Source organism: Sphingobium salicis subsp. salicis (genome assembly GCF_049472635.1).
Classification (GTDB): Bacteria; Pseudomonadota; Alphaproteobacteria; order Sphingomonadales; family Sphingomonadaceae; genus Sphingobium; species Sphingobium yanoikuyae_A.
This window is the reverse complement of record NZ_JAYRCS010000001.1, coordinates 4,992,399-5,016,909: the sequence shown is the minus strand read 5'-3', so window position 1 is coordinate 5,016,909 and position 24,511 is coordinate 4,992,399. Positions and strand designations below refer to the sequence as shown.

Below are 24,511 nucleotides of genomic sequence, written 5' to 3'. Positions count from 1 at the left end.
TGCTCTCCCTTTTATGTTGTTCAGATCTTGGTGATGGTGAAATTGCGGACCTGAAGATGGCTCTGCGTCGTGCGCAGGCCGAAATGGCCGCTGCGATAGGGATCGGGATCGTCGAGCGTGAACAGGGTCGCCCCGTCCCGCTCCACCACGATATGAGATCCGTTGGCGATCAGGCCGATCGAAAACCACTGATTGGGCACCAGCATCGCCGCCTTGTCGGTGCGGTCATGTTCCGGCAGCAGCGGGCGATGGCCCGGCTCCCCCACATAGCGGCGCATCCGCGTGGTGCTGTTGCGGTTACCGCCAATGCCCACATAATAGGTGCGGAGGCTGTCATAATCCTCGAACGTGCCGCTGCGCGTGCGGCCGAGCGCCGATCCGCCGGGCGCCGCCGGGTCGCGTGCCATCCAGAAGGCGTTGACGTCGCTGACCTCGTCATAGGGGCCGCCATCCGACACGGCGCGCACGTCGTAGCGGATCGCGACCGGGCCGCTTAGTTGCTTGCGGAACCAGAGCGTTAGCCCCTTGGGCGCGACGATGTCGAGTAGGCCATCCTGCGCGGTCACGCGCGCATTGCCCACCGCCTCCAGCTGCCATTGCTTGAGGCCATGGCGGAAGTCGTCGCGCCAGAGCGGCCCCCGCGCCGCAGCGTTCAAGGGGCCGGCGATCGGCGCGAGGACCAGCGATGCAAGGAGGGTGCGGCGAGAGAACATGGCGACCTGTCCCGCTTGATCTTGAAAACATGATGCTGCGGGTCGGGCATGTCCCGACCCGCAGCCTGTCTCATGACCTGGGGGAGGCCAGGCCATGAGCGCCAATCAGAGCTTGAAGCGGATACCGCCATAGACGCGGCGGCCGACCGTCTCGATGATGGTGCGACGTTCGACGCTGTTGGCATTTTCCTTGCGCGTCGCGTCGAGCAGGTTGACGCCTTCCAGGAACATCGAGATGCCCGGCATCAGCGTGACGTTGAGCGACGCATCCAGCTGGCCATAGGCTTCGCCAAACTCGGGATTGTTACCGCGGCCCTGCGCCGTGATCAGATATTTGGACCGCCAGTTATAGGCGCCCCGCAGGCTGACGACGTCGTCTTCATAATAGGCCGAGATATTGTAGGCATGGCGCGACAGGCCCTGGAAGGGCAGGGAATCGCCGGTGAAATAATCCTTCCCTTCGTAGCCGCTATCCTTGGAATAGGTATAGTTGGCGACCACGCCCATCTGCTTGAGCACCGGCACGTCGATGAAGTCGAACGCGATCTGCGCGCCGGCTTCCACGCCGTTGATCGTCACCTTCTGCGTACCGTTGGTCGGCACGGTGATGGTGTAGGTCACGCCGCTGGCATCGGTATAGGGCTCGGTCGTGTTCTGGATGAACGAGCTGATTTCCTTGCGGAAATAGGTGACCGACGCGAAGCTGGTGCGGTTGATATAATATTCCAGGCCCGCATCATATTGGCGAGCGCGGAACGGCTGCAGATCCGGATTGCCGCGCGAACCCGACAGGCCAACCACGTCGATGGTGAAGCGCGGGGCCAGTTGCTGCGGCAGCGGACGGGCCATCACTTCGGTCGCGGTCGCACGCGCCATCAGCTTGTTGGGGATGAGTTCCGCCTTCATGTTGATCGAGGGCAGGAATTCGGTGCTGTTGCTGTCATAGGATACGGGCGAGATCACGCCGCCGGTGCTGAGATAGCCCGAGGTGTTGACCTTGGTATTGACGACGCGGGCGCCGATCACGCCGCTGACAGGCACGGCTCCGACATCGAAGGCGAAGCTGGCCTGGCCATAGCCAGCCAGATTGCGTTCGCCGACCTTCCAGGTGTCGGTATAGACCTGGCAGGTGCCATCGGCATTGGCCGGGCAGCCGCCTTCCGCGAACGGATCGGGAATGCCGACCGCATCGGCCACGCCCTGGGTCATGTTGAGCCAGCCGCTATAATCGCCGGTGAAGCCCAGATTGCCGGTGTGGAAGAAGGGCGAGGTGCCGAGCGCCGCATTGCCGCTGACGATGCTGTCGATCTGTGCCTGCACCGCCGGATCGCTGAAGCCATTGAGCGTCGTGGTGCGGGTGTAGAAGCGGCTCTTGACCGTCAGGTCGCGATACTGGCCACCGATCTTGAACGAGGTGAACAGGCCGCCGTCGGTCTTATATTCCGCGTCCAGCTTGGCCATCTTCTCGGTCTGGTCGTCATAGCGCGGACGGCGCAGCACGGTCAGCTGGTTGATGCCGGCCGTGGTGGTCGGATCATTGGGCAGGATGATGTTCGGCGCATTCTGGCCGTTGCTATAGTCGACGATCAGGCTGGACATGCCGGTGACGGCCGCGGTCGCATTGATTTCGTTATTATAGGCCTTGGCCTTGGACAGCGAGATTTTCGGCGTCAGCGTCAGGTTGCCGGTCGTCCAGTCGGCGCCCAGCGCGACATTATAGGTGGTACGCTTGATGTCGCCCAGAATGTTGCGATAGGACACGCCCAGCTGGCTGGTCTGCGCCTTCGACGTATTGTTGGTCATCACCAGATATTCGACCGTATTGTCCGGGCCGATGATGGTGTTTTCCGTGTCGACGATGCCGCCGCTGGTGCCGGTCTGCAGATATTGCGAGGTCACCGACTGGATCGACTTGGTCCAGTTGCTTTCGACATAGGCCTTGAAATCGTCGCTCGGGCGCCATTCCAGGATGCCGTTCAGCGCATAGCGGCGGGTTTCCAGGCGGTTGATGACATAGCGCGGAATGTCGGGGAAGAAATCGCCGACGCCGTCATTGTTGAGGTCATAGACGGCGCCATTTGCGTCCTTGAGCTGCACCCAGCCGGTGGTGCGGGCCTGATGGCTTTCGACATTGCGGTTCTCGAACGTGCCCGACACCAGCACGCCGATCGTGCCATTGGCGAAGGTGTCGCTGCCGATCAGCGCCAGGCGCGGGTCCATATGGTCGCCGATATCGGCATAGATGGCCTGGGCGGAACCGGCCAGATAGGGCTTGCCGCCATTGTCGAACGGCCGGCGGGTGATGACGCGCACGGTGCCGCCGACGCCGCCTTCGGTCATGTCGGCGGTCGCCGACTTCACCACTTCCAGGCGGTTGACGAATTCGGAGGGCAGATCGCGGAAATCGACATCGCGGCCGCCGCCCACGGTGGTGGACAGGGCGGTGACGCCGTTGATCTCGACGCGGTTCAATGACGGATCGGCGCCGCGGATGGTGATGCCGGAGCCTTCGCCGTCGGAACGAGTCAGCTGGACGCCGGTCACGCGCTGCAGCGCTTCACCGACATTCTTGTCCGGGAATTTGCCGATATCCTCGGCCGAAATCGCGTCCAGAACCTGGGCGGCATTGCGCTTGGCGTTGAGCGCGCCCTGAAGGCTGGAACGGATACCGGTGACGACGATATCCTCGCTGCTCGCTTCGGGCGCTTGCTGGGGCTGTTCGGACTGCTGCTGGTCTTGTGCCGCGGCCGGCATGGCGCCCAGCAGGACGGCGGCGACGGCCGACGTCGACAACAAGGCGCGATAATTGGAAAACCTCACTTAAACATCCTCCCTATGCGTGCCCCCCCGTTTGGGCACGGGTTTGAGGTCGACCGCGACCAGACCCCGCCGCGACAACCCTTTGATATCCCATATATTGGGTATTCATATCTATATATGGACACGCGAGGATGGCGCCGCCTTTGCGACGAAACGAGCCATATCATCGATGAAACGTTGCCATAACGGACCATGGTTCCATCATGTGGATCATTAGACGTCACCAGACGCTTCACCGCGAATCCGGACGCGCCGGTCGCGTTAAGCCGCCTGGCGGATCGAGCGCCAATGCTTTTCAGATTGTGGAATGGGTGCGCCGTTCAGGCGACGGGTCGCGCCAGCAGGGCGTGCAACCGGTGTTCGACCGCGATGTCCGCCTGATCTTCGATCAGCCAGCACTCGCCTGCCATCCAGGGCTGACCGTCGATCAGCCCACTCCCCTGCAACGGGATGAACCAGAACGGCCCCTGATCCTGCAGAACCCGTTCGCCAGCCTCATGCACCAGATTTTCGAGCGTGAAGGGGGCGCCGGTTTCCTCCACCAGCATAGCGGCGCTGTCGTTGGTCACATGCTGTGCCAGCCGGTCATAGGGTACGGGCTCACTAACAGCCATGCCGGCATCCAGATGCAGTTCGCGGGGGCGCCCATAATCAAAAAGGCGATAGGTCACGTCGTTATTCTGCTGCACCTCGACGAGGGTGATGCCGCCGCCGATGGCGTGGATCGTACCTGCCGGAATATAATAGAAATCGCCCGGCTTTACCGGCTTCCAGTCGATCAATTCCTCAATCGATCCATCCAGTGCGGCAGCCTTCAGCGCATCGGCATCGACCGTCCGGGTCAGGCCGATGCCCAGCCGAGCGTCCCCTTCGGTTGCCAGCACATACCAGCATTCCGACTTGCCGCCAGCCAGCCCCATGGCCTGCGCCTGGGCATCGTCAGGATGGACCTGGACCGACAATTTCTCGCTCGTGAAGAGATATTTGACGAGCAGCGGCTGAGGCATATCGGGGTCCGCCGTGAACCAGATCTCGCCCACGCGGCGATCGGCATTCAACCCAAAGCGCGCAGGCAAATCCCTGCGTCCCCAAGGCTTTTCGACGGCGCTCGGAATCAGGCGATAGGACGACATATCCAAAGCCATAGCAGAATGGCAATCGCTGTCATGTCATCATCCGTGCCAAGCCGATATTGTCTTGCGTCAACTAGTAATTCTCGACCAGACGCATGTATCAGCCTGCCAGCCCCTTGATATCGGCGGTCAGGTCCAGCACCTGTGCCGCCTCGAAACTGGCGACAGGATAGGCGCAGTAATCGGCGGCATAATAGGCGCTGGGGCGGTGGTTGCCCGACGCACCCAGGCCGCCGAACGGCATCGCGCCGCTGGCGCCGGTGGTCGGCCGGTTGCGGTTGACGACGCCGGCGCGGCTTTCCAGCAGGAACCGGTCCCACAGCGCATCGTCGGCGGATACGAGGCCGGCCGCTAGGCCGTAGTGGGTCGCATTGGCCGCCGCGATCGCCGCGTCGAAATCGGCGACGCGGATCACCTGCAACAGCGGCGCGAAAATCTCCTCGTCGGGGGCATCCACCCCGGTCATGTCGATCATGCCCGGCGTCAGGAAGGCCGCGCCGAGGTCCGCAGGCTGTTCGAGCGGCAACAGCTCGACCCCGCCCAGCGCCAGCAGCGCGGCATGGCGCGCTTTGGCATGTGCCGCCGCCTCAGCGGAAATCAGCGCGCCCATATAAGGCTCAGGCTGGCTGTCCCAGGCACCGATCGTCAGCCGCCGGGCCAGCGCCACGGTCGCGTCTAGGATCGCGTCGCCCGCCGCGCCCTGCGGCAGGATCAGCCGACGCGCGCAGGAACAGCGCTGGCCCGCGGTGATGAAGGCCGACTGGACGATGATCGAGGCGACCGCCTGCGCATCGCCGTCCCAGGCGACCAGCGGATTATTGCCGCCCAGTTCCAGCGCCAGGATCACGCCCGGCCGATCGGCCATCACGCGGGTGAAATGGGCGCCCGCGCCCGCCGATCCGGTGAACAACAGGCCGTCGATATCCTGCGCGATCAATGCCGCGCCGGTGTCCCGCCCCCCCTGCAACAAGGTGAAGACGCCATCGGGCAGGCCCGCGTCGCGAAATGCCTGCGCCATCAACTCGCCCACCAGCGGGGTCAGTTCCGACGGCTTGAACAGCACGACATCGCCCGCCAGCAGCGCCGGCACGATATGGCCGTTGGGCAGATGGCCGGGGAAATTATAGGGGCCGAGCACCGCCATCACGCCATGCGGCTTGTGGCGCAGCACCGCCCGGCCGAACGGGGTCGCCTGCTCGCGCGATCCGGCGCGTTCGGCCTGCGCCGCGATCGAGATGTCGACCTTGCCGATCATCGAGGCGATTTCGGTCTTCGCCTCCCATAGCGGCTTGCCGGTCTCGCGCGCGATCGCCTTGGCAAAGGCATCGCTGCGGTCCGACAGCAGCGCCTTGTAGCGCCGGACATGATCCTCGCGTTCGGCCTGTGGCAGTGCCGCCCAGGCCGGGAAGGCAGCGCGGGCGCGCGTCACGGCCGCTGCACAGGTCGCGGCATCGGCCGCCTCCCCTTCCCACAGGAGCGTGTCGCTGGCCGGGTCGATCGAACGGAAAATCATATGGCCTCCAGAAAGCGGGACAAGGATAGCGCACCCTTTTCCAGCCTCCTAGCGTCATGCGGGCGCGACGGGATAATGAATCCCGCCGCGCCCTTCATGCCGATCCGGAATAAGCGGCGCTTATTCCAGATAGATGGTGCGCAGCGCTGCAATGTCCACCGGCGTCAGGCCGATTTCCTGAGCCAGATAGGCATCGACCGAGCCCCAGCGCTTGTCGATTTCGGCGAAGGCATAGGTCAGGAAGGGCGTGCCGTCGGGCAGCACCAGCGGATTGGCCTTGGCCATCGCTCCGCCCTTCTGCATCTGTGCGAACATGCCGGCGATCGGGCTGCTCTGCGCGACGGCATCGCTCATCGGCGGCACTTCATATTGCGGGCGGCGCGACGGCGTCGACAGCACATAGTCGCGATAGATGACGTCGCGCGGCACGCCCAGCGCCGACAGGATCATCGCGCTGACAAAGCCGGTGCGGTCCTGCCCGGCCGAGCAATTATAGAGCAGCGGCCCGTCCTTCGACAGCAGGCGGGCAAAGACGATACGCAGCTGCGGCTTCAACTGGGTCGCCATGCCGCGATAGGTGCCGGCATAGGCTTCGGCCTGCTTGGCCATATCCATATTCTTGGGATCGAACTTCATGCCGCTCATCATCGCGGCCATCGAATAGCCAACCGCATTATAGGGGATGCCGTCCAGCTTGGTCGGCGCGAACAGCCGCTCCTCGTCCGAGCGCAGGTCGATCAGATTGGCGACGCCCAGCGCCTTCACCTGCGCCACGTCGGCCGGGGTCAGCATCGCCTGGCCACCCGAACGGTAGATTTGGCCCCAACGGACATGCTTGCCGCCGGCCGCCGGATAGCCGCCCAGATCGCGGAAGTTGGAGGATTGCTCCATCACCAGCACACGCTCGGCCACGCGGGTCACCGCGCCGCTCTTGCTGTCTCGCAGCAGGAAATAGGGGCGCGTGCCCGGCACCACCTGCACCTCCTGCACGCCGTCCTTGTCCCTGGCCGCCACCAGCGTGGCGCTGGCAATGGGGGCATCGGGGCGATCGGCCTGCAACAGATCGACCGGATCGGCATCGCTCCAGCGGATCGCCAGCTTGTCGGGCGCCACCCGTTCCACCACCGGATCGGCGATGGTGCCGGCGAAGGCTGCGGCCGGCATCGTCAGGGGCAGCGCCGCCAGCGCGGCGCGGATCATCATCTTGCGCATGATCTTTTCTCTCTCCCTCTATTTTAGAAGCGCACCGTGGCTTCCAGGCCATAGGTGCGCGGTTCGTTGAAAATGCCCATTTGCAGCGACGAGGAGCCGGTCTGGAAGAATGTGTGCTGTTCGTTGAACAGGTTGCGTGACCAGGCCGAAATCTGGAGCTTGGCGTCGCCCTTGAGCGTGATGTCGGCGAGCGACAGGCGGGCATTCACCAGGAAGGAAGAGTCGGTCAGCGCCGCGTCGCTGGACTGGGAATGATAGCCATCGCCGCCATTGGCATCGACATGGGCGCGCAGCGTCGCCCAGTCGAGCGGCAGGCTATAGTCGATCGCGCCGCTGAAGGCGTTCTTGGGCGTATAGACCACGAACACGGTTTGCAGCGCATTGCCGGCAAAGGGATTGGCCGCCTGTGCCAGATCGCCCTTGGTATAGGCATAGGCGGCGGTCAGCGTCAGCCCCTCGACCGGCATCACCACCAGATCCGCCTCGAAGCCCTTGATCGTGCCATGGCCATCGACATTGACGGTCTCGATCGTGGTGCGGGTCGGACCGCCCGGCACTTCGGACAGCACCGCGTTGAAGTCGATCTGCTGATTCTTGTAGATCGTCTTGTAGGCGGCCAGGTTCAGCCGGACATGATGATCGAGGAACTCGCCCTTGAAGCCGATTTCGGAGGTTTCGACCTCCTCGGGCTTATAGGCGCGATAGGTAACGGAGCGCGAATTGGCGCCGCCGGCGCGATAGGCCGTCCCCCATTTGCCATAGAGATGGATATTGTCGGTCGCGTCGAACGCCAGCGTGACGGTCGGGTCGATCCGGCTGCTGGAAATGTCGAAGCGGAAATCCTTGTCGACGCCATTGACCTTGAACAGGTCGCCGCTCTTCTTGTCGCGGGTATAGCGCGCGCCGCCGGTCAGGTGCAGCGCATCGTCCAGGATCGCCGGGGTCCAGGTCGCCTGGCCATAGAGGGCGAAGCTGTCTGCCTTGGCGTCGCTGGCACGGTCGGGATAGGGCGTCACCTGGCCGGCTTCCAGCGTCGGCAGGCGGGTCGGCGCATCGGCCGCGGTAGCGCCCCACTGCATGGTGTAGGGCGCCCAGGCCCAATCCTCGCCCTTTTCATGATAATAATAGGCGCCGGCGACGAAATCGATGCGCGAGGTCGAACCGACCAGCTGCACTTCCTGACTGAACTGGTTCTGGTCGAGGCCCGCCAGACTGTAACGCGCGAACTTGGCATAGGGCGCAAAGGCGCCCTGATGCGCGCCGCCATTGTCATATTGGCTCTGGCTCAGCTCACGATAGGAGGTGATGGAGCGCAGGTTGATGCCATCGGCGACCTGCCAGTCCATATGCAGCGCATGGCCATGGGTCTTGCCGATGCTCTTCTGGATCGGCACGCCGATATCGGCGGTCCTGGCGCGATCGGGCTGAACCTCGACCATGTCCGCGACCGGCAGACGATCCGACTTGCCCAGCATCTGGAAATAATAGGGCGTGCTGGCGTCATAGGAGGTGTCGAAATCATACTGGGCGGAGAAGCGGCTGCTCGGCTCCCACAGGATCGCGCCGTGCATGCCGCGCTGGTCGAGCTGGTTATAATCCTCCTCGCCCGCCATCGGATTGTCGGTGGTGCCGCCGCGCTTGGTAACGAGCGCGTCCAGCTTGACGCTGAAATTGGCGAAGCTGGGCAGGTCGAGATGGGTTTCGACCTTATAGCCGTCATAGTTCATGACGCCCATCGTCTGGCTGAGGTGAAACTCGCCGCTCGGCTTCCTGCTGACGATGCTGAGCGCGCCACCGGTCGAGTTGCGGCCGAACAACGTGCCCTGCGGCCCCTTCAGCACCTCGATCCGTTCGATGTCGAACAAAGCCGTGCCCAGCCCCTGCGAGCGGCCGAGATAGACGCCGTCGATATAGATGCCGACGCCCGCGTCGCGGCTGGGCTGGTTGGCGTCGAACGGCACGATGCCGCGAATGCCGACGGTCAGCGCCGAATTGCGCGACGCAAAGGGGGCGATGCGCAGCGAGGGCACCGCGCCGTCGCCCAGATCCTTCAGGCTCACCACGCTGCGCGCCTTGAGATCATCGCTGCCCAGCACCGAAATGGCGATCGGCGTCTTCTGCAGATTGGTCTCGGTCTTCTGCGCGGTGACGACAATCGAACCAAGGCCGGCATCTCCTTCGTCAAGCGGCGCGTCCTCCGCATGGGCCGGGGCCGCGAAGCCCGCCCCCATCAGCCCCGCCCCCATCAGCATGGTGCCGGCCAGAATGAGTGCGCGACGGCGCAGGACAGACGAACATTTCATGATGCGTATCCCCCGAATGATGTTGAATTCGGAGGGGCAGTTAGAACGTCTGTATGCAGCCGCAGTTACATATGTATCTCAGTTCGATGACAGGATCAGCGGCAATATGACAGTGGCGAGACACGGATATCGCCCCGACGCAGCCTTTGCCAGTTCGGGGGGATATGGCATAAAGGACGCTATGGCGACGGCTGCACATTCGGGAAAAACATCGGAAATCGGCGCAATGGCGCGGCTTATCGAGGCGGTTATCGACCTATGGGAACGTGATGGCGCGAGCGGCACATCGGCCCGTGCGATCAGCCGCCTGGCCCAGACCCCCGTATCCGGAATCTATCATCACTTCGGATCACTGGAACAGTTGTTTCTTTCCGCACATGAGCAGGCCCAGCGCGAGTCGGAACGCTGGTGCGCGGCGCGGCTGGCGGAACTGGAGGGGGCTGCGCCCCTGTCGCGTGACGCCTTCGCGCCCCTGCTCGCAGCCCTGATCGACCAATGGTGCGAGGAACAGCGCCGGCTGGCCTTCGCCTGGCGCGAATGCCAGCTGATCGCTGCGCGGGAGGATCGCTATGGCCCGGTCGCCCAACGCTGGACGACCATGTGGCGCAGTTTCTGGGAAGAGGTCTGCGCACGCTGCGGCCATCCGGCCCGAGGCGCCTTCACCGCCTATTTGTTCGACGGTGAAGCCACGCTGCATTTGATGCGCTGGCGCCGACCGGTCGACCGCGCCGCGCTGGACGACATGTGCGCCGGCTGGAGCGACTGGCTGTGCGGTCGCCCGGTGCGCGCCGGCCATTGGCGTCAGTTCGCCCGCGAACAGGCCGATCTTGCCCTGCCCGAACAGACGATCAGCAGCGGCACGATGGAACAGATTGCCGAAGCGGCTGCCGATGTGCTGGCGCAGGAGGGCATGGCGGCCCTGACCCATCGCGCCGTCGCCGCACGGGCCGGCCTGACGCTGGGCGTCGTCTCCTATAATTTCCGGTCCAGCGCCGAGCTGGTCCGCGCGGCGTTCGAGATGATCTATCGCAAGGCGGTGGAATCGGGCGGCGGCACCGTGCCGGAGGCAGTGACATTGACCGACGAGCAGTTGCTTGCGCGCTATTCCAATCCCCCGCCCCGCAACGACCGCATCCTGCCGGCGATCGACGAACTGATGCTGGCCGCTGCGCGCAACGGCGACCTGCGCGATTTCGCGCCCCAGTTGCGCTATCGGCGCGGCCGCACCAGCGGCGGCCTGCTCCGCGCGATCCTGGGCCGGGATGTCGCGCCGCTGGAAGCCGCGCTCTTTTCCGGCGTCATATCGGGCCATCGCAAGACCTGTTTCGGCCTGACGCCGGCCGAGGCCGCCAGAGCCGGCGCACAGGCCATGCTGGACCTGCGCACGATGGTGCGCACCGCTGCGGACGCGGCTCAGTCGGAAAGCGCCTGAGCCCGCGCCGCCAATATATCCTCCAGATGGTTGACCGGATCGCCGGCAACCACCCCGCCCTCGACCGGCATGGCGATGCCGGTGATCTGCCGCGCGCGGTCGCTGGCCAGGAACAGCGCCGCCTGCGCCACATCGTCCGGCACGCCGCGCCGCTTCAAGGGCTGGTTGGACAAGTAGACCGCGTCGATCGCGGCATCGACCCGCGCCGCCCGGTCCGCCTCTGCCCCCTGCGCGCTGAAGGAGGACAGGCTGGTGCGGATATGGCCGGGCACCAGGCAGTTCACGCGGATGCCATGTTGCGCCAGGTCGATCGCCACCGACTTGGAGAATTGGATCAGTCCCGCCTTGGACGCGCGATAGCTCATCATCGCCTGCCCGGCGAGCAGGCCGGCGATCGAGGCATTGTTGAGGATGACGCCGCCGCCATGATCCTTCATGTGCCGGGCCGCCGCCTGCGTTCCCAGCATCGCCCCCAGCAGATTGACCGCCATCACACGGTCGAAATCGGCCAGGCTGTCATCCAGGAAATGCGGGAAGGGCGCGCAGCTGATCCCGGCATTGTTGAACAATATGTGCAACCCGTCAAAGGCATCGACCGCGCGCGCGACCATCGCCTGCACCTGCGCCCGGTCGGCGACATCGACGGCCATGAACAGCGCCGATGGCCCGAGCGCGGCCGCCAGCGCGGTGCCGGCCGTCCCATCGCGGTCGGCGATCAGCACCCTCGCCCCTTCGGCGACGAACAATTCCACCGTGGCCCGGCCGATGCCGCCCGCGCCGCCGGTGACGATGGCGACCTTGCCCGCCAGTTCCCCTGCCATGCGCCTCAACCCCGCCGGGTGAAGCGGATCGGCAGCCGCTCGATCGACTGGGTCGCGACTGTGGGCAGATAGCGTATCTCCTCGGGCGCGATCGCCAGTTCGATATCGCCGATCCGCCGGATGATCTCGCGCGCGGCGACCTTGATCTCCATCCGCGCCAGCGCGAGGCCGATGCAGCGATGGCCCCCGCCGCCGAAGGACAGGTGCCGGCCGATATTGGGCCGGTCGAGGTCGAAGCGGCGTGGATCGGGGAACACATCCTCCTGATCATTGGCCGAGGCATACATGAGCAGCAGATGCGCGCCAGCGGGCAGCGTCTTGCCGCCCAGTTCCACTTCGCGCGTGGTCATGCGCGACAGGCCGCGCACCGGCGGCTCGATCCGCAGCAATTCCTCGACGAAACGGTTCATCAGCCGGTCGTCATCCACCGACGCTTGCAGCAAGGTGGCAATCTCCGGCCGGGTCGCAAGGATGTAGAAGAGATTGCCGAGCGCCGTCGCCGTCGTCTCATTGCCGGCGATGAGCAGCGCCCGGATCAGCGACACCGCTTCGGCGAACGTCAATGCCTGCCCTTCGGCATCGCGGGCATGGACCAGATCGGAAATCATGTCCTCGCGCGGATCGGCCTCGCGCTCGCGCATCTTGGCGATCAGATATTGTTGCAGGTCGCAAATCTCGCGCGCATGACCCAGCATCTGCTCGCGATCCTGCATCCGGCCGATCTGCGCCGTCACCGCGATCGACCAGCGCGCGATGCGGTCCTTCATGGCCCAGTCGAGACCCAGCTGCTCGCAGATGATCCGCACCGTCAGCGGCACGGCGAAATCCTGCACTGCGTCCGCCTCGCCCCGGTCGGCGACGCTGTCGATCAGGTCGATCACGACCTTGGTGATCCGCGGCTCCAATTCCTTGACCCGATGGGCGCTGAACGCCTTTTCCATCAGCTTGCGGATGCGGGTGTGATAGGGCGGATCGGACATGATCGCGTCGGGGAAATAGCCGCCGCCGTCTCGCTCCAATATCTGCTGGAACTCCTGCTGGAAGCCCTTGGCCTGCTGCGTGTGATAGCCCTTGTTCACCGAATAGGTGATCGGATCCTGCTGGATCGCGGCAATATCCTCATAGCGGGACACCAGATACATGCCGAGCTTCTCGTCCCAATGGACCGGGTCATGCGACCGCATCGCCGCATAATAAGCACGCGGCCGGGCCGAGATGATCGGGTCGGTCATCGACGCCATGTCGAGCAGGGTGCGCGCTTCGGGCCCCAGGGTGTCTTGCGTCATTGCTGCGCCACCACGACGCGCAGGCCATCAAGCGCCGGTGTCAGGCGAATCTGACAGGCGAGGCGGCTGGTGTCGCCGGCAACGTCGGACACCATGTCGAGCATCGCATATTCGATATCGTCGGGCGCGCCGGTGCGATCGACCCAGGCCGGATCGACATGGACCAGGCAGGTCGCGCAGGAACAGGCGCCACCACAGTCGGCGGCAATGCCGTCGATCCCGTTCGCCTTGGCCAGTTCCATCAGCGACAGGTCGCCCTCCCCGGCGACCGCCTGCTCCACGCCATGCACATCCACAAAGGTGACCCGCACCATCGACATCCTTCTCCTCATGAAGGGGCAGGATGGCCGATGGTGCCGGACGCGGAAAGGCATGGCGCCGCGCAGCCGCTTGACTGGTGCGGCAGGCCGCGCGGCGGCGAGAGGACACGCCAAGTGCGCGTGCAGTCATTGGGTCAGGAAAGGGCGCGGCCTAGTCTTCACAGCATAAGAGGATGCCATTCGTGCCGACGACGCTCATCGCCAACGCCACCATCTGGGACGCCACCGACAGCCCTGCCTTTGCCGGCGACCTGCTGATTGAAGGCAACCGCATCCTTGCGGTCGGGCCGGATGCCAGTGCCGGCCGCGCGCCGGCCGATCAGGTCATCGACGGCAGCGGCAAGACGCTGATGCCGGGCCTCACCGAAGGCCATGCCCATATCTCCTTCGGCGACGCCGCCTCGACCGAGGATCTGATCGCGCCTTCGCCCGAAGCGCATACACTCATCACCGCACGCATGGCCCGGCGCCTGATCGATCAGGGGTTCACCAGCTGCTATGGCGCATCGGCCGCGAAGCTCAAACTGGACGTCGCGGTGCGCGACGCGGTCGATGCCGGCCATATTCCCGGCCCCCGCATCCGCGCCGGATCGACCGAGATCACCGTCACCGGCGGCATGGGCGATGAGAGCAAGCTGCACAATCCGCGCATCGGCATTTCCTGCGTCGTCGACGGGCCGGAGGAGATGCGCCGCGCTGTGCGGCTGGCGATCCGCGAGGGCTGCGACAATATCAAGCTCGATGTCTCGGGCGATCCCTTCTATCCCGGCAGCCCGGCCCATGTGACGCCGATGGCGTTCGAGGAAGTGCAGATGGCGGTCGACACCGCCCATGCCTTCGGTCGCAAGGTCAATGCGCATAGCCGATCAATAGAGGGCAGCAAATATTGCGTCCGCGCCGGGGTCGATGGCCTGTTCCATGTCGAATATGCCGACAGCGAATTGCTCGACATGCTGGAGGCGGCGAAGGACCGAATCGTCATCGCGCCCTCGATCGGGCTGTTTCATGCGATGATCCATCATGGTGAACCCTGGATCAGCCGCGCCGCCTGCGACGCGATGGGCATCTCCGCACTGATCGAGGCATCGGTCGAGACTCACACCGAATTGCGCAAGCGCGGCATCCGCCACCTGATCGGCGGCGATTATGGCCTGGCCTGGAACCCGCAGGGCACCAACGCCCGCGATATCCGGCTAATGATCGACTATTATGGCTATGACGCCGCCGGCGCGCTGGCCTGCGCCACCCGCAATGGCGGGCAGGCGATGCGCGACCAGGGCGATCTGGGCACTTTGGTGCCCGGCGCGCTGGCCGACATGCTGCTGGTGGACGGCGATCCACTGGCCGATGTCACCATCCTCGAAGACAAGAACCGGCTGGCCATGGTGATGAAGGATGGCGCGATCCACCGCATCGCGCCCGGCCTAATCGACTGTGCCACGCCCGCCCAACGGAGAGTTGCATGAACATGGAAAGCGGCCCGATGCCGGCGGGCGATGCCCGCTGCCCGGCGATCAGCACGCAGGACATCATCGCCCGCGACAAGGTCGCCGCGCCCGGCTGGGTGCGCAGCGAATCCTACGCGTTTCTGGGCAGCGAGGACGTGTCGACCGCCCGCTATATCGACCCCGATTTTGCCCGGCGCGAGATGGAAAGCCTGTGGACGCGCAGCTGGCAATTCGCCTGCCGCGAGGAGCATATACCGGAAGTCGGCGACTATCAGGTCTATGAGATCGGCCGCCACAGTTTCATCATCACCCGCGTCGCGGCGGACGAGATCCGCGCCTATTACAACGCCTGCCTGCATCGCGGCACCAAGCTGCGCGCGTCGGGGTCGGCCGGCTGTGCCAGCGAGTTCAAATGCAGCTTCCATGGCTGGAGCTGGAACGTAGATGGGTCCAGCAAGAGCATCACCTGCCCCTGGGACTTCCCCCATGTCGACCCGGCCAACAACAGCTTGCCGCAGGTCCGCGTGCAGACGCTGGGCGGGTTCGTGTGGATCAACATGGACCCCGACGCGCCCAGCCTGGAGGCGTATCTGGGTGCCGAGGCGCTGGCCCATATACAGGCCTGGAAGCTGGAGGATCGCTATATCCACCTCCATGTCCAGAAGAGCTTTCCGGCCAATTGGAAGCTGACGATCGAGGCCTTCATGGAGGCCTATCATGTGATCGAGACCCATCCGCAGGTCGCCCCGTCCAATGCCGACGCGAACAGCCAATATGATGTCTATGGCGATCATGTGAACCGCTTCATCTCCTGCCTGGGCGTCGCCTCGCCGCATCTGGAGGGGCGCTTTTCCGAGCAGGATATTCTCGACCAGTTCACCGTCGGCGACGCGTCCGTGCTGAGCGAGGATCGCCCGCAAGTAGGCGACGGCACCGCGCGCCAGGCGATGGCCGACCTGTTCCGCACCATGTTCGGCGCGGCCACCGGCAGCGACCTGAGCGCTACATCCGACAGCGAGATGCTCGACTGCTTCTCCTACACCCTCTTCCCCAACACCTATCTCTTCCCCGGCGTGTCGCTGCCGATGGTCTATCGCTTCCGCCCGGACCCCAAGGATCATCGCCGCTGCATCTATGAGGTGTTCTTCCTGCGCCCGGTGCCGGACGGCGGCGCCCGCCCCGAACCGGCCGAGCCGATCCTGCTGACGGACGAACAAAGCTTCTGCGAGGCGCCGGGCATGGATGCCGGTTTCGGCAGGATCCTCGATCAGGATACCGACAATCTGTTCCTGCAACAGGAAGGGATAGAGGCGAGCGCCAAGCGCGGCCTGACGCTGGGCAATTATCAGGAAATCCGCATCCGCCATTTCGAGCAGGCGGTCGACCGCTATGTCGCCATGCCGCCGCTGCGGCCTGGCCGCTGAGGCAGGCCCATGTCCTTTGCCCTCAACGCGCAACTGGCCGCCAAGCGCCCGCCCCTGCCGACCACGACGGTGATCGATCCGGTCACCGCCAGCATCATTCGCGGCGCGCTGGAAACCGTCTGCTATGAGGCGACGACCCATCTCGGCCGCGCTGCCTCCTCGCCGATCATCAACCAGTCGAACGAGCGCAACGCGGCGATCGTCGACGCCCATGGCCGGCTGGCCATGGGGTCGATCGGCACGCCGCACCTGACCTTCGTGTCGCAACTCACGGTCCGCTATGGCCTGATGCAGCAGCAGGATTATGACTGGGGACCGGGCGACGTGTTCGTCGGCAATGATCCCGATTATGGCGGCGGCCACCTGCCCGACTATAATGTCTATGCGCCGGTCTATGATGCGGCCGGCGAACTGGTGCTGGTGCAGGCGTTGCAGGCGCATCAGGGCGATACCGGCGGCAAGGATCCGGGCGGCTTCACCCTCGACGCCACCGACATTTTCACCGAAGGCCTGGCCATCCCCTGCCTGAAGCTGGTCCATCGCGGCGAAAAACGGCGCGACGCCATCCACCTGCTCGAACGCAATAACCGCTTCCCCAGCTTCGCCGGCGATCTCGCCGCGATGATCGGCGCGGTCGAGAAGGCGACCCTGTCGATCCGCGCGATCCTCGACAAATGGGGTGCCGACGCGGTGCGGGCGGCGGTCAATCATGCGATCGACCAGTCGGAACGGCAGATGCGCGCCACCGTCTCCGCCTGGCGCGACGGCCGCTATGACGCGACCGTCCATATCGATCATGACACGATGGGGAGCAAGGATATCCGCGTCCAGGTCGGCTGCACCGTGGCCGGCGACCAGCTGACCGTCGACCTCAGCGGCACCGACGATCGCCAGGATCTGGTCGGGGTGTGGAACACCTTCGCCAATTCGCGCGGCTATATCATGACCCAGATCGCCGCCAGCATCGACCCCGACATCGTCAAGAATGAAGGGCTGTTCAACGCGGTCGAGATCATCCTGCCCGAAGGCTGCATCGCCCACCCCGCGCCCAACCGCCCGGCGGCGCTCGGCTCCTTCCACCCCGCCTGCGAGATTACCGAGGCGGTGTGCGTTGCCTTGTCGCAGGTCGCGCCGGACCGGTCCGCGCCCCAGGTCTACAGGATCGGCATGCCCAATGCGGTGATCGGCTTCGACGCGGCGGGCCAGATGTGGATGGACCAGGGCGTCGATTGCCGGTCGATGGACGTATCCGCCGTGCAGGGCATCGACGGCTGGGGCAGCTGCCCGGTCTCGCTCGGCAATTTGCTGTTGTCGCAGGCGGAGGATGGCGAGGCGCGCTTCCCCGTCATCAACATCAGCCGCGAACTGGTGACCGACAGCGGCGGCGCGGGCCAGTGGCGTGGCATGCCGGGCAGCCGCAATGTGAAACGGATGTTGGAACCGGCAATGGCGATGGCCTGGATGGTCAGCCACGATCATCCGATCAGTGGCCTCGCCGGTGGTGCCGACGGCACCCCCTATCTCAATCATTTTCAGGTCGGGACACCCGATGAATATCGGGTCGAGCTGACGGCGCGGGCGCAGCTGCCGGCGGGGGCTGTCATCGCCTATCAGCATGGCGGCGGCGCGGGCTTCGGCCCAGCGCTGCGCCGCGATCCACAGGCGGTGTGCGAGGATGTGCTGGACGAACTGGTGAGCATCGCCGCCGCCCGCGACCTTTATGGCGTGGTGCTGACCGGCTGCCTGGAGGATTATAGCCTGGCGGTGGACCATGCCGCCACGGCAGCATTGCGCGGGGAGCGGATCGCGGCATGAGCTATCGCGTCGGCATCGACATTGGCGGCACCTTCACCGACTTCGCGCTATTGAAGGCCGGGGCAAAAGATGACCAAGTCATCCTGCACAAGAATCTGAGCACCCCACAGGATCGCTCGATCGGCGTGATGGAGGGGCTGGAGACGCTGGCCGGCAAGGAGGGGCTGTCGTTGGGCGCCTTCCTCGCCCGCTGTGAGGCGATCGTCCACGGCACCACGGTTGCCGACAATATATTGATCGAGATGGACGGTGCCGTCACCGGCCTCATCACCACCCAGGGTTTCCGCGACGAGATGGAATATCGGCGCGGCTACAAGGAAAGTATCTGGGACGTTCGGCTGGAACCGCCGATTCCGATCGTACCGCGCCGCCGCCGGCTGACCGTGCCCGAACGGGTGCTGGCCGATGGCAGCGTGCATGAGGCACTGGACGAAGAGGCGGTGCGCGAGGCCTGTGCCAGGCTGCGCAAGCAGGGGGTCGAATCCGTCGCGATCGGCCTGATCTTCGCCCATGTGAATGGCGATCATGAGGATCGGGTAGCGCAGATCGTGGCGGAGGAGATGCCCGGCATCCCCGTCTCGCTCGGCCACCGCATCCTGTCACGCGCGCCCGAATATGACCGGATCAGCACGACGGTGGTGAACGCCTATGTCGCGCCGCGCGTGAACGCCTATCTCGAACGGCTGGTCAGTCGTCTGGCGCAGGCCGGCTATGCCCGGCAGCTGATGGTGATGCAGGCGTCCGGCGGCGTCATGACCCGCGCCTATATCGAAGCCGCGCCGATCCGCCTGCTCGCCTCCGGCCCGGCCGGCGGCGTCATCGCATCGGCGCGGACCGGCGGCGCCAAGGGCTATCGCAACCTGCTGTGCGTCGACATGGGCGGCACCAGCTATGACATGTCGGTGGTGCGGGACGGCGCTGCCCCGGCAGAGGCGGGATGGAACATGCATCACCGCTATCTGGTCGGCGTGCCGATGGTGCAGGTGGAAACGCTGGGCGCGGGTGGCGGATCGATCTGCCATGTCGACAAGGGGGAACTGAAGGTCGGCCCCGCCTCCGCCGGCGCGGCGCCGGGACCGATCTGCTATGGCCGGGGCGGGTTGCGGCCGACCGTGACCGACGCGCTGCTGATGCTGGGCATCCTCTCCACCGGCGAAGGCTTTGCCGGCGGCAGCTTCCGCCTGCGCGACGAGAGCGTGGCGGAGGCCTTCGCGGCATTGGGCGCGGAGCTGGGCTATGATGCGCAGCAGGCGGCGTTCGATTGCTGGCGGCTAGTCAACGCCAATATGACCCAGGCGGTGCGGCGCACGACGGCGGCCAAGGGCATGGACCCGGCCGACATGGTGATGCTGGCCTATGGCGGCAATGGCCCGGCCTTCGCCGCGATCCAGGCGCAGGATCTGGGGATCGACCAAGTGCTGGTGCCCCGCGCCTCCCCCACTTTCTCGGCGCTCGGCACGCTGGTCGCCCATCCGGCGATCGACGAGGAGCGATCGTGCAGTGCCCGCGCCGATGCGCTGGATCTCGACCGGCTGCGCGGCCTGTGGGCCGACCTGGCCGCCGATGCCGCCGCGCAATTTGCCGAATCCGGCTTTGCCGCCGATGCAGTGCAGGCGCGCTGGCGGGTGGCGATGCGCTATGCCGGGCAGAATTGGGCGCTGACCTTCGACCTGCATGAAGGCCGGGGGCTGGATGATCTGGGCTTTGTCGACGAGACGCTGTCGGCCCGCGCCATCGCTGCCTTCAACGCGCGGCATCTGGCCGAATATGGCCATGTCCGCGAGGGCGAGGTGCCGGAAATTACCGGCGTGCGCCTGACTGCCCAGGCCGAGACGCCGATGCCGCCCGCCGGTGGCGGCTTTACCGCGCCGGTCGTGGAGCCGGCGCCCCATGGCCATCGCCGCGCCAATCTGGGCGATGGCTTTGCCGATGTCGCGATCCACAAGGGGCCGGACCTGATCCCCGGCGCCCGCGTCACCGGCCCGGCGATCATCGAGGAGGTGTTCACCACCATCGCCGTCTATCCCGGCTGGCAGGCGCGGGTCGATGATGTCGGCGACTATCTGTTGGTGCGCCAGTCGTGACGGCGCTGGCCGGGCTGGTGATCGTGGAGACGGCGGAGCGGGTGGCGGGCGAATTTGCCGCCCGCCTGTTCGCCGATTTCGGTGCGGAAGTGATCAAGGTCGAAGCGCCCGGCGGCGCCCCGACCCGCGCCATGGGGCCGTTTCATGAAGGACAGAGTACGCTGTTCCGCTATCTCAACAGCAACAAGAAGTCGGTGCTGCTCGATCTGGATGCGCAGCAGGACCGCGCCCTGCTCGACCGGCTGCTGGCGCGCGCCGATGCGCTGATCGACGATCATGGGCCGGACTGGGCGACGCAGCACGGACTGGCGCTCGGCAGCCAGCCCGATATCGTCCATTGCGCGATCACGCCCTTTGGCCAGGACGCCCCGCCCCATTGGCAGATTGCCCGCCCGATCAACGTGATGAATGCCGGCGGCTGGGCCTGGCACACGCCCAGCGAGAGCGTGCTTGACCGGCCGCCGTTGATGGGGGCCGGCCGCTTCATGAGCGATTATGAGGCGGGGCTGGAGGCCGCGCTCTGCACTGCCGCGTCGCTGCTGCGCAAGCGGCGGACCGGCATGGGACAGGCAATCGACATCAGCGAGGTCGCCGTCCAGCTGTCGCGCGCCGACTGCGTGCTGGGGCGGATGCTGGCCGGGGATGCAGAGCCGGGACCGGAGCGGACCCGCTATGATATGGGCGGTCCCGGTGCGGCCTTCGCCTGCGCCGATGGCCATGTCTATCTGCTGATGACGACGCGCGCGCACTGGCGCGGGCTGTGTGCGCTGATGGGCGATCCCGACTGGGCCGGTGCGTTCCCGGAGGACTGGCTGGAATATCATTGCACGCGCGATCGGGTCGCCGATTTCCGCGGCCATTTCCGCGGCTGGATCGCGACCCAGGCCAAGGATGCGGTGGCGCAGGCGGCGCAGCAAGCGGGCGTGCCGCTGGTCCAGGTCAACAGCGCCGCCGACCTGATCGACCATGTTCAATATCGGCATCGCGGCTTCTTCCAGCCGTTGGGCGGCGCGCTGCACCCGACCGTACCCTATCGCATGAGCGCCTCGCCGGTGCAGCTGCACAGTCCGGCCCCCTCGGCGGGCGCCGATCAGGCGATGCTGGCATGAGCCGGGGCGGTCCGCTCGCCGGCATCCGCGTGCTGGAGATCGCCAAGGTCTGGGCCGGTCCCTATGCCGGCAAGCTGCTCGCCTTCCTCGGCGCGGAGGTCATCAAGGTCGAAAGCCGCGCCAATCTGGACGAGATGCGCGCCTATGGCGGGGTCGATATCGACAGCGCGCCCTATTTCCGCAGCATCAACCAGGAGGTGCTGAGCGTCCAGCTCGACATGAAGTCGGATGAGGGCATGGCCCATCTGCGCGCGATGATCGCCGCGTCCGACGTGCTGATCGACAATCTGCGGCCCGGCGCGATGGAGCGATCGGGCCTGGGCTATGAGGATGTCCGTGCGATCCGCGCCGACATCATCCAGCTGTCGATCAAAATGTATGGCAGCGACGGGCCGCTCGGTTACCAGACCGGCTATGCCCCCTGTTTCGCGGCGCTGGGCGGGCTCAATGCACTCGTCGGCCATGTGGGCGAGACACCGGCGGGGATGAATATCCGCTATGGCGACTCCACCGTCGGCATCGCCGCCGCGCTGGCGATTGTCGCCGCGCTCCATCATCGCGAGACGAGCGGCGAGGGACAGTTTATCGACCTGTCTGCGGTCGAGACGCTGTCGATGATGGTCGGTGACAGCCTGTTCGCCTATGGCCTGACCGGCGAGTTGCCGCAGGCGACCGGCAACACCCATGCCGACATGGCGCCCCATGGCTGCTATCCTTGCGCTAACGGGCAATGGATCAGCCTCGCCATCGCCGATGACCGGGAATGGCGCGCTTTCTGTGCCACCATCGACGCGCAGGCGCTGGCCGCCGATCCCCGCTTCGCCGATGCGGCCGCCCGCATCGCCAACCGGGACGCGCTCGACGCGACGATCGCCCAACGCAGTCCGGAATGGGATGCCGAGGCGATGGCGCAGGCACTGCTTCTGGCCGGTGTGCCGGCCTTTCGCAGCCAGTCCTCGCTTGACCTGATCGGGAGCGAGGCGCTCTGGGCACTGGGCGCCTATCGCATGGTCAGCGACGCCAAGGGCGAGCCGCGACCGATCATCGGGCCGGGCTGGCGCATGACACCGGATGAGGCCAGCATCACCCGTGGCGCACCCTTGCTCGGCGAGCATAACCATCTGGTCTATGGCGAGATATTGGGGTTGAGTGACAGCGAAATTGACGACCTGATCGCCCGTCGCATCATTTGGTAATCAGCCGCTCTTGCAAGTTGATCCGCAGCCATTAGATTTTTGCGAATGGTTCGCAAAAAGGAAAGAAGATGGCGCAGCCCAATGTCTATCAGGTGTCGGACTGGAACGGATCGAGCGGGGAGCGCTGGGTCACGCATCGCCAGCGGCTCGACGCGATGCTCGCACCCTTTGGCGATGCGGCGATGGCAGCTGCCGCCGCCCGGCCGGGCGAGCGCGTGCTGGATGTCGGATGCGGCGCGGGCACCAGCAGCATCGCGCTTGCCCGCCAGGTCGGCGCGACCGGCGAGGTGCTGGGCCTCGACATTTCCGGGCCGCTGATCGCGCTCGCCCAATCGCAGCAACCCGCCGACCTGCCGATCCGCTACGCGCTGGCCGATGCCGGCAGCGCGACATTGACCACTCACGGATTCAATCTGCTCTTCTCGCGCTTTGGCGTGATGTTCTTCGACGATCCCGTGGCCAGTTTCGCGCATATGCGTCGGTGGCTTCGTCCGGGTGGCCGGATCGCCTTCGTCTGCTGGCGGGCGGCGGCAGACAATGACTGGGTGCGCCTGCCGATGGGCGCGATCCGCGACATCGTGCCGCCGCTGGCGCCGCCCGATCCCGAAGCACCCGGCCCCTTCTCCTTTGGCGATCCGGTACGGGTAACGCGCATCCTGAGCGACGCCGGCTTTGCCGCAATCGACCTTGCCCCGATCGATGGCGTGATCCCCTTCGGCCAGGGCGCCGATCGCGAGGCAGCGCTGGACGATGCCCTCGCCATGGCGTTCGAGGTCGGCCCGCTCTCCCGCGCGCTCGCCGATCAGCCTGCCGATGTGCGGGATCGCGCAGCCCAGGCCGTGCGCAGCGCCTTCGCCGCGCGGCCGGGCGAGACCGCGATCCTGATCGACGGTGCCGCCTGGATCGTCACCGCCACCAATCCGGGCTAGAGTAGCCGCACCGGCCGGGATATAGGCGCGCCATGACCGAGCATCCCGCCTATCGCCAGATCGGCCTCATCGGCACCGGCCGGGTCGCGCGCGCGCTGGGTCTGGCCCTGGCCCCGCGCAGCGCCGCGCCGATCCTGGTGCAGGGTCGCAACCCCGACCATGCCGCCGCAGCGGTTGCAGCGATCGGCCGTGCGCAGGCCGTTGCCCTGTCATCTTCGCTGTCATCCCATTGCGACCTGATCCTGCTGGCGGTGGCGGACGACGCCCTGCCGGCGGTGATCGCGGATCTGGCCACCATGCCCTTGTCTGCCACCATCTGCCATGTCAGCGGGCGCAGCGGCGCGGCGCTGCTCGATCCGCTCCGGGCACAGGGCGCGACCACCGCCGCCGTCCATCCCGCCATGACCTTCACCGGCGATCCGGCCGCCGAAGTCGCGCGGATGCAGGGTGCCCGCTTCGCCATCACCGGCGCCGATGCGCCGGCCATCGCGGCGGCACGCAAGCTTGTCGCTCTGCTGGGCGGCGTGGCGGTCGAAGTCGGGGAGGCGCATCGCGCCCTCTATCATGCCGCGCTCTGCCATGCGGCCAATCATCTGGTGACGCTGATCGCCGGGGCCTCCGACGCACTGGTCACGGCCGGCGTGGCGGAGCCCGGTGCGCTGCTGGCGCCGCTGGTCCGGGCCGCGCTTAACAACAGCCTGGATCGCGGGATCGATGCCCTGTCCGGCCCGCTGCTGCGCGGCGACCGACAGACGATCGGCAATCATCTGACGGCGCTGAACGCGCACGCACCCGAGTTGCTGCCAGCCTATCGCGCCATGGCGCTGGCGACGCTCGACGCGCTGGACCGGGACCAGGCCGCGCTGCGCGACGATCTTGGAGCGCTGGCCGATTAGATTGAATCGGCCAGCGCTCCAATTGTCTTTTGTTTTTCGCATTCTGCGAGCCATCGG

Annotated in this window: 18 protein-coding genes; 9 read left to right on the top strand and 9 right to left on the bottom strand. The window is 65.7% G+C overall.

What is annotated here, in order from left to right; genetic code table 11:
* Positions 1 to 20: 20 nt before the first annotated feature.
* The 6 genes from VHN57_RS24235 to VHN57_RS24210 form a co-directional block, all read right to left on the bottom strand.
* Positions 21 to 713 carry a DUF6250 domain-containing protein gene (locus VHN57_RS24235; RefSeq protein WP_423285922.1) on the bottom strand — a complete coding sequence of 231 codons (693 nt, stop codon included), beginning with the start codon at positions 711 to 713 and terminating at the stop codon, positions 21 to 23.
* 105 nt (positions 714 to 818) lie between these two features.
* On the bottom strand, positions 819 to 3,533 hold the full coding sequence (locus tag VHN57_RS24230) for a TonB-dependent receptor (protein WP_161732287.1): 2,715 nt from the start codon (positions 3,531 to 3,533) through the stop codon (positions 819 to 821).
* Between the two features lie 320 nt (positions 3,534 to 3,853).
* A complete protein-coding gene (locus tag VHN57_RS24225) occupies positions 3,854 to 4,666 on the bottom strand; it encodes a class I mannose-6-phosphate isomerase (RefSeq protein ID WP_278987105.1) in 813 nt (270 codons plus the stop codon).
* 100 nt (positions 4,667 to 4,766) lie between these two features.
* Positions 4,767 to 6,179, bottom strand: a complete 1,413-nt coding sequence (astD, locus tag VHN57_RS24220) for a succinylglutamate-semialdehyde dehydrogenase (RefSeq protein ID WP_278987107.1) — start codon at positions 6,177 to 6,179, stop codon at positions 4,767 to 4,769.
* Between the two features lie 120 nt (positions 6,180 to 6,299).
* Entirely contained in the window at positions 6,300 to 7,391 is a 1,092-nt protein-coding gene (locus tag VHN57_RS24215) for a tyrosine-protein phosphatase (protein WP_278987108.1), read from the bottom strand.
* Between the two features lie 23 nt (positions 7,392 to 7,414).
* Positions 7,415 to 9,694, bottom strand: a complete 2,280-nt coding sequence (locus tag VHN57_RS24210) for a TonB-dependent receptor (RefSeq protein WP_423285919.1) — start codon at positions 9,692 to 9,694, stop codon at positions 7,415 to 7,417.
* A 226-nt stretch (positions 9,695 to 9,920) separates the two neighbouring features.
* On the opposite strand from VHN57_RS24210, the gene VHN57_RS24205 reads away from it, so the two are divergent.
* Positions 9,921 to 11,126 carry a TetR/AcrR family transcriptional regulator gene (locus tag VHN57_RS24205; RefSeq protein ID WP_423285917.1) on the top strand — a complete coding sequence of 402 codons (1,206 nt, stop codon included), beginning with the start codon at positions 9,921 to 9,923 and terminating at the stop codon, positions 11,124 to 11,126.
* On the opposite strand, the gene VHN57_RS24200 is transcribed toward VHN57_RS24205, so the two are convergent.
* The 3 genes from VHN57_RS24200 to VHN57_RS24190 are packed head-to-tail and all read right to left on the bottom strand — an operon-like array spanning position 11,108 to position 13,547.
* The gene (locus tag VHN57_RS24200) at positions 11,108 to 11,947 is read right to left on the bottom strand and encodes an SDR family NAD(P)-dependent oxidoreductase (RefSeq protein WP_278988600.1); all 840 of its coding nucleotides are present in this window, start codon (positions 11,945 to 11,947) and stop codon (positions 11,108 to 11,110) included. The two genes, VHN57_RS24205 and VHN57_RS24200, sit on opposite strands and share 19 nt — an antisense overlap.
* A 5-nt stretch (positions 11,948 to 11,952) precedes the next feature.
* Complete coding sequence (locus VHN57_RS24195; protein ID WP_423285914.1) at positions 11,953 to 13,233, bottom strand: cytochrome P450; 1,281 nt, start codon at positions 13,231 to 13,233, stop codon at positions 11,953 to 11,955.
* Positions 13,230 to 13,547, bottom strand: coding sequence for a 2Fe-2S iron-sulfur cluster-binding protein (locus VHN57_RS24190; protein WP_278988290.1), 318 nt, complete (start codon positions 13,545 to 13,547; stop codon positions 13,230 to 13,232). Before VHN57_RS24190 ends, VHN57_RS24195 begins: the two co-directional genes overlap by 4 nt.
* A 179-nt stretch (positions 13,548 to 13,726) precedes the next feature.
* Here VHN57_RS24190 and VHN57_RS24185 point away from each other — a divergent pair, with 179 nt between their 5' ends.
* From VHN57_RS24185 to VHN57_RS24150, 8 genes are all read left to right on the top strand, one after another.
* Positions 13,727 to 15,019 (top strand): amidohydrolase family protein, encoded by a 1,293-nt coding sequence (locus VHN57_RS24185; RefSeq protein WP_278988288.1) that lies wholly within the window; start codon positions 13,727 to 13,729, stop codon positions 15,017 to 15,019.
* Complete coding sequence (locus VHN57_RS24180) at positions 15,016 to 16,425, top strand: aromatic ring-hydroxylating oxygenase subunit alpha (RefSeq protein ID WP_278988286.1); 1,410 nt, start codon at positions 15,016 to 15,018, stop codon at positions 16,423 to 16,425. The genes VHN57_RS24185 and VHN57_RS24180 overlap by 4 nt, the downstream gene beginning before the upstream one ends.
* Before the next feature lie 9 nt (positions 16,426 to 16,434).
* Positions 16,435 to 18,240, top strand: coding sequence for a hydantoinase B/oxoprolinase family protein (locus VHN57_RS24175; RefSeq protein ID WP_423285911.1), 1,806 nt, complete (start codon positions 16,435 to 16,437; stop codon positions 18,238 to 18,240).
* Positions 18,237 to 20,324: a hydantoinase/oxoprolinase family protein gene (locus VHN57_RS24170; protein WP_423285909.1), complete on the top strand. Its 2,088-nt coding sequence runs from the start codon at positions 18,237 to 18,239 to the stop codon at positions 20,322 to 20,324. Before VHN57_RS24175 ends, VHN57_RS24170 begins: the two co-directional genes overlap by 4 nt.
* Positions 20,321 to 21,433 carry a CaiB/BaiF CoA transferase family protein gene (locus tag VHN57_RS24165; protein WP_278988390.1) on the top strand — a complete coding sequence of 371 codons (1,113 nt, stop codon included), beginning with the start codon at positions 20,321 to 20,323 and terminating at the stop codon, positions 21,431 to 21,433. The genes VHN57_RS24170 and VHN57_RS24165 overlap by 4 nt, the downstream gene beginning before the upstream one ends.
* Positions 21,430 to 22,629, top strand: a complete 1,200-nt coding sequence (locus VHN57_RS24160) for a CaiB/BaiF CoA transferase family protein (RefSeq protein WP_278988391.1) — start codon at positions 21,430 to 21,432, stop codon at positions 22,627 to 22,629. The genes VHN57_RS24165 and VHN57_RS24160 overlap by 4 nt, the downstream gene beginning before the upstream one ends.
* Positions 22,630 to 22,697: 68 nt before the next feature.
* Positions 22,698 to 23,558, top strand: coding sequence for a class I SAM-dependent methyltransferase (locus VHN57_RS24155; RefSeq protein ID WP_423285906.1), 861 nt, complete (start codon positions 22,698 to 22,700; stop codon positions 23,556 to 23,558).
* A 32-nt stretch (positions 23,559 to 23,590) separates the two neighbouring features.
* The gene (locus tag VHN57_RS24150) at positions 23,591 to 24,454 is read left to right on the top strand and encodes a Rossmann-like and DUF2520 domain-containing protein (protein ID WP_278985327.1); all 864 of its coding nucleotides are present in this window, start codon (positions 23,591 to 23,593) and stop codon (positions 24,452 to 24,454) included.
* Positions 24,455 to 24,511: the final 57 nt, after the last annotated feature.